We start from the raw sequence: 12,363 nt of genomic DNA on the forward strand, positions 1-12,363 counted from the left end.
CTCACCTCCAGACAAGCCTCCCGCGACGCCACGCACCAGAGGCGCAAGGCCTCTTCGAGGACGCCCGGTGTGCACGACCGGACGTGGGCGAGGCAGGATCGGGGGATGGCCGAGGACTACTGCGAGCTGTGCGACCTCCCGCTGAGCACCTGCGTGCACGGGCTCCCTCCCGAGCCCCCGAAGCCGGTGAAGGCCGCGCCCGCGCCACGTGCGCCCCGCGCCCCGCGGGCACCCCGGGCGACCACGACCCGCACGAGGGTGGAGCCGGCGCGGCCACCGCGGCGTCGTACACCGCCGGAGCTGCTGGCCCCGGTGATCCTGGACGTCCTGCGTGACCACGGCGGCGAGGCGGAGGCCGACGACGTGCTGGCCGAGGTCGAGGTGCGGTACGCCGAGCGGTTCCTCGCCCAGGACCACGAGACCGGGCCGCAGGGCGAGCTCCGCTGGCGCACGGCCGCCCGCACCGCGCGCAAGGCGCTGGCCGACGACGGCCTGCTCGTGGCTCCGCGCCCGGGCCTCTGGTCGCTCACCGAGCGCGGCCTCCGGGCCTGACGCGCAGGAGCGGCCCCGGAACATGGGGAACCGCTCCCGATGCCCGCACTCCCCGGTGGGTCCGATCGTGGGACGGCCGGCGGCACCCTGCCGCCGGGTCCCACGAAGGAGAACACCATGACGATGACCCGCTTCATCATCGAGCGCCAGATCGAGGGCGCCGGCAACCTCACCCCCGCCGACCTGGCCGGGATCGCCCGGACCTCGAACGAGGCCGTCGCCTCGCTCGGGGTGCCCTACACCTGGGTGAACAGCTACGTCGCCGGCGACAAGATCTACTGCGTGCACGAGGCCGAGGACGCCGAGACGATCCTCGAGCACGCCCGCCGGGGTGGGTTCCCGGCGGACCTCGTCACCGTCGTCGCCAACGAGTTCGGTCCCCACACCGCCGAGCAGGCCGCGCAGCAGTGATCGCGGGGATCGCCGGCTCGGCCTACGCTGAGCCCGTGGACCTGCTCGAGCGGGACCGCGAGGTCTCCGTCCTCGACGCCACCCTCGCCGCAGCCGCCGGCGGCGAGGGCGGCGGCGTGGCCGTGGCCGGGGACTCCGGGACGGGGAAGTCCTCCGTGGTCGACGCCGCGGTCTCCGCGCGTGACGACCTCCGCGTGCTGCGCGGCGCGTGCGACCCGTTGTCGACCCCGCGCCCGCTGGGTCCGTTCCGCGACCTGGCCGGCCTGGTCGGGCTCGAGCGCCTGCTGCGCGGTGACGAGGCGCTGCTCTCCACCGTGTGCGAGGAGCTGTACGACGCGCTGCGGGCCGCGCCCAGCGTGCTCGTCGTCGAGGACCTGCACTGGGTCGACGCGGCCTCGGCCGAGGTGCTGCGCTTCCTGGCCCGCCGGGTGGAGTCGCTACCCCTGGCGCTGCTCGTCACCTACCGGGGCCACGAGGTCGGCCCCCGCCACTCGGCGCGTCCGCTGCTGGGCGACTTCGCCCGCCTCGAGGGCCTGCGCAGCCTCGACCTCGCCCCGCTGTCCCTCGCCGCGGTGACCGCGATGGTCGACGGCACCCGCCTCGACCCGGCGCGCGTGCACGGCGTCACCGGTGGCAACCCCTTCTTCGTCGCCGAGGTCGTCAAGGACCCCGACCGCCCGCTGCCGGCCTCGGTGCGTGACGCCGTGCTCGGCCGCACCGGAGACCTCGACCCCGCGGACTTCGAGGTGCTGCAGCTCGTCGCCACGGCCCCCGACCGGCTCGACGACCGGGTGCTCCCGGTGCTCGGCATCGACCTGCCCACCCTGCGCCGCATCGACACCACCGGGCTGATCACGCGCGCCCGCGGCGGCCTCCTCTTCCGCCACGAGCTGGCCCGGCAGGCCGTCGAGTCCACGATCCCCGCCGGCGGAGGCCCGCGCCTGCACGCCTCGCTGCTGGAGGCGCTCGAGCGCAGCGGGCTCAGCGACCCCGCCGTGCTCACCCACCACGCCGTCGCGGCCCGCGACTCCGTGCGCGCGGCGTCGTACGCCCGGGAGGCAGCGGAGGAGGCGAGCCACGCGGGGTCCCACACCGAGGCCGCGGCGTTCTACGCGACGGCGCTCGAGCACCTCGGCGACTCCGCCGACCTCGAGCGGGCCGACCTCCTGGTCAACGTCGCCTTCCAGCAGTACATGACCAGCCGCCTGCCCGAGGCCATCGCCAACGCCCGGGCCAGCTTCCGCCTCTACGAGGCCGCGGGCGACGCGGCCGGCTTCAGCCGGGCGCAGGCCGCAGCAGCGGTCTACGAGTACTACAACGCCCGGCGCCGGCGGGCCGAGGACCTCGTGCAGCGGGCGGAAGCCACCGGCGACGACAGCTCGTTCGGGGAGGCGCGCGCCACCCACGGCTACCTGGCGTACATGGCCAACGACTACGACTTCGCCCTCGGCTGCTACGTCGACGCGGAGGGGTGGGACGACCGGGCGCTGCTGATCAGGGGCTGGTACGTGCGCGACTCCACCCGCCTCTCCGCCGGGGAGCACGATGCCCGGGCGCGTCTCGTCGACCACGTCGAGGAGGCGAGGGAGCTCGGGTACGACGAGCTCGCCTCGACCGGCTACTCCAACCTCGCGTACCTCGACGTGGAGCACCGTCGGTACCGGCTCGCGGAGCACGTGCTCGAGGAGTCGATCCCGTTCACCGTCGAGCGCGACATCCCGATCTGCCGGCACTGGCAGACCGCGATCCGCTCGCGGATGCACTTCAACCAGGGGCACTGGAGCGCCGCGCTGGAGGACGCCGACCGGGTGCTCCACGAGGACGGCATGCCGCTGGCCACCCTCTGGCCCCATGTCGTGACCGGCCTGGTCGCACTGCGTCGTGGGGAGCCCGAGCCGTCGGGCAGCGGCCTCGAGGAGGCCTGGCGCCTCGCGGAGCAGATCGAGGAGCCGCTGCGGTGGCTGCCGGTGCTCGCGGGCCTGGCGGAGCGCACCTGGATCACGGGGGAGAAGGACCGCCGGGTCACCGACGACGCGCCGGCCCGGCTGGCGGAGCTCGGCACGATGCCCGGGACGGCCTGGGCAGCCGGTGACCTGGCCCTGTGGCTGCGCCGCGTGGGGGTCGCGGCCGAGCCGCCCGGCGAGGTCGCCGAGCCGTTCCGCCTGGCCCTCGAGGGACGCCACGAGGAGGCCGCGTCGTGGTGGCACCAGGTCGGGGAGCCGTTCGCCGAGGCGATGGCGTGGGCCGACTCCACCGACCCGGCGCCCCGGGTGCGCGCGGTCGAGATCCTCGACCAGCTCGGCGCGTTCGCGTCGGCCGACCGGCTGCGCCACGAGCTCCGCGCCGCCGGGGTGTCCGCCGTCCCGCCCCGCCCGCGGGCCAGCACGATGGCCAACCCGGCGGGCCTCACCAACCGCCAGCTCGACGTGGCGCGGCTGGTGGCCCGCGGGTTCACCAACGCCGAGATCGCGGCCCGGCTGTTCATCTCGCCGAAGACGACCGACCACCACGTCTCGGCGGTGCTGGCCAAGCTCGGCCTGCCCAACCGCCGTGCGGTGGTCGTGCAGGCCGACGAGCTCGGACTGTCCTGACCGACCCCGGGGCAGATGCCGATCGACACCCTGGGGGAGGGTGCTGGGGAGCGGGCCGCTAGTTGAGGACGCGCATGGTCGGCGGGACGCCCTCGCCCCGCTGCTCGACACCCTCGGTGAGCTCGGCCAGCGCGGTGAGCGCGACGTTCTGCGAGAGGGGCCCGAAGGACACGCGCGAGACGCCGAGCTCCTCGAGCCGGCGCAGCGGGGGGTGCCCCGGGATCGCGATCAGGCTGACCCGCTGGGGCCCCAGCGCGGCGACGAGCTCCTCGACCTGGGCCTCGCCGAGGCGGGCGGGGACGAAGACCACCGGGGCTCCGGCGTCGAGGTAGGCCTTGCCGCGCCTGATCGCCTCGGCCAGGTTGTCGGCCGGGTCGCGCTCGCGGCCGAGGTGGAAGGCGTCGGTGCGGGCGTTGAGCACGAAGTCCACGCCCTCCTGCTCGGCCACCTTCATGATCGCCTCGACCTGCGCCACCGCCTCGGGCAGCGGCTTCATCTGGTCCTCGATGTTCGCCCCGACCACGCCGATGCCGATGGCCCGGCGCACGGTCTCGGCCGCGTCCCCGTAGCCGCCTTCGAGGTCCGCGGTGACCGGCAGGTCGGTGTCGGCGACGATCCGCCCGACCGCCTCCAGCATCAGGTCGAGGGGGATGTTCTCGCCGTCCTCGTAGCCGTACGACGCCGCGATCGAGTGGCTCGCCGTCGCCAGCGCGCGGGTGCCCTCGACGCCGGCGACGACGCGGGCGCTGATCACGTCCCACACGTTGACGAGGGTGAGCAGGGCGGGGTCGCGGTGCAGGCGCAGCAGCTCGGCGCCCCGGTCACGGGTCTTCTGGTCGGCCATGCGCCCAGCCTGCCATCCCTGCCCACGCCGCAACTAGCGTGGAGTCGTGCAGCGGACCTCGCGCCGGCGGGCGTACTTCTGGCTGATGGGCACCTGCCTGGTGCTGATCGTGCTCGCTTGGAACGTCGTCCGTTTCTGGTCGACAACCGCTGCCGTGGTGATGAGCGCGGTCGCCGCCGTCATCCCGCCGGTGGCGGTGATCGTCGGGAACCTCGGTGCCCTCGACGACCACCAGGACGACGACGCGGGGTGACCACTCAGGCCAGCAGCCCGTCCGGCCGGTAGCTCTCGCGGTAGGCCAGCACGGCCGCACGGCCGCGCTCGAGCGTCGCGGCCAGCCGCTCGACGGCGCCGTCGGCCGGTCGCGCACTGCCGGCGTCGGCGAGGTGCTCGAGCTCGCGGGCAGCGGTGGCGACGGCGACCACACCCAGGTTGCCCGCGCTGCCGGCCAGCCGGTGCGCGGCCTGCTGCAGGGCGGCCACGTCGGCGTCTGCCACGGCCGACCGGATGGCGTCCAGGAGCTCGGGGGACCCGGCCACGAAGCGGCCGATCGCCCGGTCGAGGTACGACGTGTCGCCGTCGCCCATGTCGCGCAGCATGTCGAGCCGCTCGAGGTCGAGGCCCTCGACGGCGGGTGCAGGAGCCGGCGCCGTTCCCATGCGCCGGGCCGGGAGCGACCGGCCGCGGCCCAGCCGGGTCGCGAGCACCGCGGTGAGCGCCTCGGGGTCGACGGGCTTGGTCAGGAAGTCGTCCATGCCCGCGGCGAGGCAGCGCTCGCGCTCACCCTCGACCGCCGCCGCGGTCATCGCCACCACCGGTATCCGCGCGCCGGCCCCGTCGCGCGCCCGGATCTCGCGGGTGGTCGCGTAGCCGTCGAGCCGCGGCATCTGCACGTCCATCAGCACCAGGTCGTAGTCCGCGGCCGCGAGCGCCTCCAGCGCGAGCACGCCGTCATCAGCGGTGTCGGCCTCGTATCCCATCGACTCGAGCAGCCCGACCGCCACCATCTGGTTGACCGCGTTGTCCTCGACGACCAGGATCCGCCGCCGCTCCGACGGCAGCCCCACCACCGGCGAGACCGACGTGCTGTGGGGGCCGACCTCGGCCACGTGGGTGAGCAGCGCGTTGCGCAGCGCCCCGACGGCGAGCGGCTTGACCAGGCACTCGGTGATGCCGACCTGGCGCAGGAAGTCGTCGTCGAGGTCACCCGTCGGGGAGAGCAGCAGCAGCGTCACGTCGTCGTAGCCCGCGAGGCCGCGCAGCTCGCGGGCCAGCGTCAGGCCGTTGCCGTCGTTGCCGGGCAGGGCGAAGTCCATCAGCACGACGTCGTACGGCGTGCCCAGGGCGGCCGCGTCCAGCAGCCGGGCCACCGCCTGGCCCACCGTCGTGGCGCTGTCGGTCTGCAACCCCCACCGGCCCAGCTGCGGTGCGAGGAGCTCGTGGTGGTGCTCGGCACCCACGACCAGCATCCGGCGTCCGACGAGGTGGTGGCGGGCGTGCTCCTCCTCGGCGTCGCGGACCGCACCGACCGGGGGCTCGAACAGTGCGGTGAAGGTGAACACGCTGCCGCAGCCCGGCACGCTCTCCACCCCGATCTCGCCGCCGAGGGCGCACACCAGCTCGCGGGAGATGGCCAGCCCGAGGCCGGTGCCGCCGTGCACGCGCGTGGTCGAGGTGTCGGCCTGGGTGAAGACCTCGAACAGCTCGTGCATCGCCTCCGACTCGATCCCGATGCCGGTGTCGGCCACGCTCACCGCGACCCTGACCAGGTCACCGGTGCGGTCGGCGGACGCGCGGACCACGACCTCGCCGGTCTCGGTGAACTTCACGGCGTTCGCGGTGAGGTTGAGGAGCACCTGGGCGAACCGCACCGGGTCGCCGCACACGATGTCGGGCACGGTCGCGTCGCAGGCCGCCACGAGGTCGAGCCCCTTCTCGCGCGCCGACTCGCCGAGCACGCTCAGCACCTGGTCGAACACCGGTCGCACCTGGAAGTCGACCTGCTCGAGCTGCAGTTTGCCGGCCTCGATCTTGGAGAAGTCGAGGATCCCGTTGATCAGCCCCAGCAGCGACCGGCTGGCCACCTGCACCCCGGAGGCGAGCTGCTGCTGCCGGGGGTCGAGCCGGGTGCGTAGCAGCAGGTCGGTCAGGCCGATCACGCCGTTGAGCGGGGTGCGGATCTCGTGGCTCATCGTGGCCAGGAACTCCGACTTCTGCCGGGAGGCCTCCATCGCCGCGTCGCGGGCGTCGGCCAGCGCGCGCTCCGCGTGCTCGCGCTCGACCACCCGCGCCAGCTGGAGGGCGACCTGGTCGGCCATCGTGGAGATCATCTCGTGCCGGAAGAGCGGCGGGGCCGAGGTGATCGTGATGACCGCGTAGACCTCGTCCTCGAAGAGCACCGGGAACCCGATGGTGAGCCGGGCGTCGTCCCACAGCGCCGTAAGCTCCGCGAGGCAGCGCCGGGCCAGGTCGAGCTCGACGGCCGTGGCCTCCGGGGTGGCGTCGTCGTCGGCGCGGTCGTCGTCGGAGACGTAGAGCGGCTGCACGTCCACCGCGCGACCGTCACCGCGCTCGTCGTACGTCGGCACGAAGGCGCGTGCCCGCGACCAGTCGTCGTGCAGCAGCACCAGCAGCCGCGCCTGCGCCAGCACGTCGTGCAGCGTGCGTGCCTCGTTGGCGGCGCTGGCGATGGCCTGCAGCAGCTGGTTCTGCACGACCTGGTCCTCGAGCGCGATCTCGGCCAGCTTGGTCTCGGTGATGTCCTGGAAGGTGCCGGTGACGGTCCGGGGCCTTCCGTCGGGCCCGCGGTGCACGACGCCGCGTCCACGCGTCCACAGCCACTCGCCGTCCACGTCGAAGCGCGCCTCGAAGACGAAGTCGTCGCCGTTGTCGAGGGCGTCGTCCACCGCCTGCTCGACCGTGCTCCGGTCGTCGGGGTGGACGTCGTCGAGCACGGCGGCGTAGGCGGTGGGGAAGTAGTCGTCGTCGAGGCGGAACAGGGACATCAGGCCGTCGGAGCCCCGGATCTGGTCGGCGTCGAGGTCCCACTCCCACGTGCCGATCCGGGCGATGGCCTGACCCTCGGCGAGCTGGCGCCGGCTCTCGGCGAGCGCGTCGCGGGTGCGCCGGCGTTCGTCGTAGTCGGCGATCTGGTGCATGGCCAGCGGCCCGTGGTCGTCGGTGGCCGGGAGGAGGGTCTCGCTGACGAGCCCCCAGAAGGTGGTCCCGTCGGGGCGCACGAAGTGCACCTCGACGTCGCCGGGGGTTCGCCGCCCGGCACGGAGCTCGAGCAGGTGCTCGCGGAACTGACCGCGTCCCACCTCGTCGAGCGCGTCGAAGACGGTCGGGCAGAAGTCCTCCTGCCCCACCCCGAACATGGCGGCGATGGCGGCGTTGCCGTGGACGGTGCGACCCTCCAGGTCGAACACCCAGATGCCGTCCGTGGAGTGCTCCACGACGGCGTGGTAGAGACCTTCGAGCTCCACGTCCACCCTTCCCTCTCCCCGAGCGTCACCATAGACAAGATCTTGACTATTCGTGGAGGATCTGCAGAGGTGGTGCGGGCGCTCGCCGACCCGTCAGGCCTCCGCCGCGATGAGGTAGTCGCCGTCGCGGTAGTCGAGCGCCAGGGAGACCGACTCCGGTGCGCGCGGCTCGCCGCCGTTCAGGGTGTAGGAGACCAGGTAGTCGACGGTGAGCGCGTCGGGGTCGGCGGAGACGCTGACCAGGCGTGCGTCGGCGACGGTGTTCCAGAACCCCAGGTAGCCCGAGAGACCGCCGCTGTCGGCCTGGAAGCCCGGCGTGAGCATGTCGTACGCCGCCCGCGGGCGGGACGCGGCCGTCGCGAGGTAGTCGGCCACGAACTCCTTCATCGCCGCGCGTGACGGGCCGTCGGCCGGGGTGGGGGTCGGTGTGGGGGACGGCGTGGTCGGCGCCGAGGACGAGGAGGGCTCCTGCGACCGTGTGCGGCCGGTCCGGTCCGCGCTCGGCGTGGTGTCGGAGGTGGGTCCGGCCGCCGGGTCCTCGTCCCCGCCGCCGAGGGCCAGGGCGGTGCCCAGGGCGGCAGTCAGCAGCAGCACGACGACCGCGGCGACGACGACGGGCCACCGCCGGCGCGGCTCGTCGCGGTCGGTCTCGTCGTCGACGGGCTCCGGCGCGGGAGGTGCCGCCCGTGGAGCAGGGGCGGGGGCCGGCACGGGCGTCGGTGGCGGCACGGGGGCCACGGGCGCGACGACGGGCGCGGTGTCGCCGGCACCGACCTCGGGCTCGTGGTCGGTGAGGCGGTCGCGCACCTGCGCCATCGACCAGCGGCGCGCGGGGTCCTTGGCCATGGTCGCCTCGAGCACCGGCGCCAGCCACCCCGCCGACGCCAGCCGCGGCGGGTCCTCGTGCACGATCCGGTAGAGCGTGCCCATCACGTTCTCCGGGCCGGTGCCACCGCTCGCGCCGTACGGCGGGTGGCCGGCGAGCGCGTGGTAGAGCGCGGCGCCCCACGACCAGACGTCGCTGGTGTCGCTCGCCGAGACGCCGGAGGCGACCTCGGGGGCCAGGTACGACGGTGACCCGGTGACCATCCCCGTCTGCGTGAGCGTCGCGTCCGCCTCGGCCCGGGCGATGCCGAAGTCGGCGAGCTTCACCCGACCGTCGGTGGTGACCAGCATGTTGGAGGGCTTGACGTCGCGGTGCACGATGCCGGCTGCGTGTGCGGCGGCGAGGGCGTCGGCCGCCTGCACCAGCAGCCCGGCTGCCTCGTCGGGAGGGAGGGGACCGCGGTCGCGCACCAGGTCGGCCAGCGTGGTGCCCGGCACGTGCTCCATGACCAGCCAGTGCTGGTCGCCCTCGCGCACGAGGTCGAAGACCGCCACGACGTGGGGGTGGTTGAGGCGGGCCGCCAAGCGTGCCTCGCGCTCGGCCCGCTGCAGGTCGATCGTGTCGATGCCCTGCCCGATCCGCTTGAGGGCGACCTCGCGCCCCAGCAGCTCGTCGCGCGCCAGCCAGACCGAGCCCATGCCGCCGCGGCCGATCTCGCGCACGGGGCTGTAGCGGCCTGCTACCCGGTCGGTCGTCACACCCACGTCGCTCCTCCCTGTCGCGTCACTGTTCGTCTCCCGGTCGTGCCCTGGTCGTCCCTGCCGGCCGTCCGCCTGCCCGCGCCGCGAACCCGGTGGGCGGGCACGCACCCGATGCGGCAGGCTGGTACCTCATACCCGAGACCGAAAGGCCGTACGCGTGTCCATCGACCCGACCCTCCTCGACGACCTCGAGTGGCGCGGCCTCGTCGCGCACTCGACGGACCTCGCCGCCCTGCGCGAGGCCCTGACGGCGGGCAGCGTGCGGTTCTACGTGGGCTTCGACCCGACCGCGTCGAGCCTGCACATGGGCAACCTCGTCCAGCTGGTCACCGCGCGTCGGCTGCAGGACGCCGGCCACACGCCGTACGTCCTCGTCGGCGGTGCCACCGGGATGATCGGCGACCCGCGCGACTCCGGCGAGCGCACGCTGAACTCGCTCGACACCGTCAAGGAGTGGACCGAGAAGGTGCGCCGCCAGGTGTCCGGCTACGTGTCGTTCGAGGGTCCGAACGCCGCCACCGTGGTGAACAACTACGACTGGACGGCGTCGCTGTCGGTCATCGACTTCCTGCGCGACATCGGCAAGCACTTCCCGGTCAACCGGATGCTCGGACGCGAGACCGTACGGCGCCGCCTCGAGTCCGGCATCAGCTTCACCGAGTTCAGCTACGTGCTGCTGCAGTCGATGGACTTCCTCAACCTGCACCGCGACCACGGCGTCACGCTGCAGTTCGGCGGCTCCGACCAGTGGGGCAACATCACCGGCGGCGCAGACCTCATCCGCCGCACGGACGGCGCGACCGTGCACGCCTTCGCCACGCCGCTGGTGACCAAGGCCGACGGCACCAAGTACGGCAAGACCGAGGGCGGGGCGCTCTGGCTCGACCCGGAGCAGCTCTCGCCGTACGCCTTCTACCAGTTCTGGCTCAACGTCGAGGACGAGAAGGTCGGCGAGCTCCTCCGCATCTTCACCTTCCTCTCCCGCGAGGAGATCGAGGAGCTCGAGCGGCAGACCGAGGAGAAGCCGTTCCTGAGGGCCGGCCAGAAGGCGCTGGCCGAGCAGGTCACCACGCTCGTCCACGGCGCCGAGGAGACGGCACAGGCGCAGGCGGCTGCGGCGGCGCTCTTCGGCGGCGGTGACCTGACCACGCTGAGCCCCGCCACCCTGGGCGCCGCGCTCCGCGAGGCGGGGGCGGCGCGCGTCGACCGGGCGGCCGGCATCCCGGGCGTGGTCGACCTCCTCGTCGAGACCGGCCTGGTGAAGAGCAAGGGGGAGGCTCGGCGGACCATCGCCGAGGGCGGCGCCTACCTCAACAACGTCCGGGTCGAGGACCCCGACGCCGTGCCGGGTGACGACGACCTGCTCGGGGACGCCTGGCTCGTGCTGCGCCGCGGGAAGAAGAGCTTCGCGGGCGTCGAGGTCTGCTGAGCCGTGGGTCGGCCCTGGCGGGAGCAGCTCGAGGATCGGGCGCGCGCCGCGCTGCCGGCTCCGGTGTTGGAGTACGTCCTCCAGGGCGCCCGCGAGGGCGTCACGGCCGCGGAGGCGACGGAGGCCTGGCGGCAGGTCCGCTTCCTCCCACGCGTCCTGCGCGACGTGACCGAGGTCGACCTCTCCGTCGACCTGCTCGGCCGTCGGGCCCGGGTGCCGTGGGGCGTGGCACCCAGCACCCTGCAGCGTGCGGTGCATCCCGAGGGCGAGCTGGCGATGGCGCGCGCCACTGCCGCGGCCGGCACCGTGATGGTCGTGTCGAGCAACGTGGGCACGCCGTTCGCCGAGATCGCCGCCACGGGCGTCCGCTGGTGGGTGCAGGCCTACCTCCCCGCCGACCGATCCCTGGCCGACGGGCTGCTGACGCGGGCCCGTGACGCCGGCGCCGAGGCGGTCGTGCTCACCGTCGACACCCCGGTGGTCGGCACCAAGTACACCGCCGGCGCGCCGGTCTGGGACGTCGTCGACCCCGCCCTGCTGCGCGTGAACTTCGACGCCGGGTACGACGACGACGCACCCGGCGCGGTGAAGGCGACGGACCTCGGCCCGGCGGACCTCGCCCGGCTGCGCGAGGTCACCGGCCTGCCCGTGCTGGTCAAGGGCGTGCTCCGCCCCGACGACGCCCGTGCCTGCCTCGACGCCGGTGCCGCGGCTGTCTGGGTCTCCAACCACGGGGGACGCCAGCTCGACCGGGCCGCCACCACCGCCGCGTGCCTGCCCGGGGTGGTGGCCGCCGTGGGGGAGCGGGCGCCGGTGTACGTCGACGGCGGCCTGCGCTCCGGCCTCGACGTCCTCGCGGCCCTCGCGCTCGGCGCCGACGCCGTCTTCCTGGGCCGGTCACCGCTGCTGGCCCTCGTGGACGGCGAGGGCGGGGTCGCCCGGCTCCACCGCGACCTGGCGGCCGAGGTCGACGAGGCGCTCCGCCTGGCCGGGTGCCGCAGCGTGGCCGACACGCCCGCGCTGCTGCTCACCGACCGCCGCGACGAGCGTCGACAGGGGCTCTGACCTGCGGAAACGCGATCGGGCAACCTGTGTGGTCCGGGTCACCCGGAATCGATTTGGACTTCTCGCCGGTCTCCCCTAGTGTTCTCCGGGTCGCCAGGGAGCGGCGGGAGGCAAGACCGAGTCCGGTCGGGCCTCCGGCCCCGGGTCGGCCACCCCCCATCTCACCTCACCGGTTCTCCGGCCGTGCGCCTCGCGCACAGCTCGGAAATCTGGGCCGGTGACGTGCGCCGGGGTGAGCGCGAAAGGTTCGCGAGCGTGCGGATTTGCACAGCGCGAAAACCACTCGCTAAAGTACGGAAAAGCCGCAGAGCGAGCGAGAGATCGCAGACCTGCGAGCGTCTGATGTTTGAGAACTCAACAGTGTGTCGATAGATCGACGGATTAGTTTGTATCCCGTCC

Annotated in this window: 9 protein-coding genes; 6 read left to right on the forward strand and 3 right to left on the reverse strand. The window is 73.8% G+C overall.

All coding sequences use genetic code 11. The annotated features are described in order from the left end of the window. Positions 1 to 105: 105 nt before the first annotated feature. The 3 genes from ACFPGP_RS16215 (at position 106) to ACFPGP_RS16225 (ending at position 3,554) form a co-directional block, all read left to right on the forward strand. Positions 106 to 552 carry a hypothetical protein gene (locus ACFPGP_RS16215; RefSeq protein ID WP_378591813.1) on the forward strand — a complete coding sequence of 149 codons (447 nt, stop codon included), beginning with the start codon at positions 106 to 108 and terminating at the stop codon, positions 550 to 552. A gap of 117 nt (positions 553 to 669) precedes the next feature. Further along, on the forward strand, positions 670 to 963 hold the full coding sequence (locus tag ACFPGP_RS16220; RefSeq protein ID WP_378591814.1) for a DUF4242 domain-containing protein: 294 nt from the start codon (positions 670 to 672) through the stop codon (positions 961 to 963). Positions 964 to 998: 35 nt separating this feature from the next. Continuing rightward, positions 999 to 3,554, forward strand: a complete 2,556-nt coding sequence (locus ACFPGP_RS16225) for an ATP-binding protein (protein WP_378591816.1) — start codon at positions 999 to 1,001, stop codon at positions 3,552 to 3,554. 58 nt (positions 3,555 to 3,612) lie between these two features. Here ACFPGP_RS16225 and ACFPGP_RS16230 read toward each other — a convergent pair whose 3' ends face one another. Next, positions 3,613 to 4,398 (reverse strand): isocitrate lyase/PEP mutase family protein, encoded by a 786-nt coding sequence (locus tag ACFPGP_RS16230; protein ID WP_378591817.1) that lies wholly within the window; start codon positions 4,396 to 4,398, stop codon positions 3,613 to 3,615. Positions 4,399 to 4,444: 46 nt separating this feature from the next. Between ACFPGP_RS16230 and ACFPGP_RS16235 the strand changes: the two genes are divergently transcribed. Then, a complete protein-coding gene (locus ACFPGP_RS16235; RefSeq protein WP_378591819.1) occupies positions 4,445 to 4,651 on the forward strand; it encodes a DUF3099 domain-containing protein in 207 nt (68 codons plus the stop codon). Between the two features lie 4 nt (positions 4,652 to 4,655). On the opposite strand, the gene ACFPGP_RS16240 is transcribed toward ACFPGP_RS16235, so the two are convergent. Both ACFPGP_RS16240 and ACFPGP_RS16245 read right to left on the reverse strand, forming a co-directional pair. Beyond that, positions 4,656 to 7,883: a response regulator gene (locus ACFPGP_RS16240; RefSeq protein WP_378591820.1), complete on the reverse strand. Its 3,228-nt coding sequence runs from the start codon at positions 7,881 to 7,883 to the stop codon at positions 4,656 to 4,658. Between the two features lie 93 nt (positions 7,884 to 7,976). Further along, positions 7,977 to 9,473: a serine/threonine-protein kinase gene (locus ACFPGP_RS16245; RefSeq protein ID WP_378591821.1), complete on the reverse strand. Its 1,497-nt coding sequence runs from the start codon at positions 9,471 to 9,473 to the stop codon at positions 7,977 to 7,979. Positions 9,474 to 9,627: 154 nt separating this feature from the next. Here ACFPGP_RS16245 and tyrS point away from each other — a divergent pair, with 154 nt between their 5' ends. Next, positions 9,628 to 10,899, forward strand: a complete 1,272-nt coding sequence (gene tyrS, locus ACFPGP_RS16250) for a tyrosine--tRNA ligase (RefSeq protein ID WP_378591823.1) — start codon at positions 9,628 to 9,630, stop codon at positions 10,897 to 10,899. Between the two features lie 3 nt (positions 10,900 to 10,902). Next, positions 10,903 to 11,964, forward strand: coding sequence for an alpha-hydroxy acid oxidase (locus tag ACFPGP_RS16255; protein ID WP_378591824.1), 1,062 nt, complete (start codon positions 10,903 to 10,905; stop codon positions 11,962 to 11,964). The last annotated feature ends 399 nt before the right edge of the window (positions 11,965 to 12,363 follow it).

Source organism: Nocardioides taihuensis (genome assembly GCF_042657275.1).
GTDB classification, from domain to species: Bacteria; Actinomycetota; Actinomycetes; order Propionibacteriales; family Nocardioidaceae; genus Nocardioides; species Nocardioides taihuensis.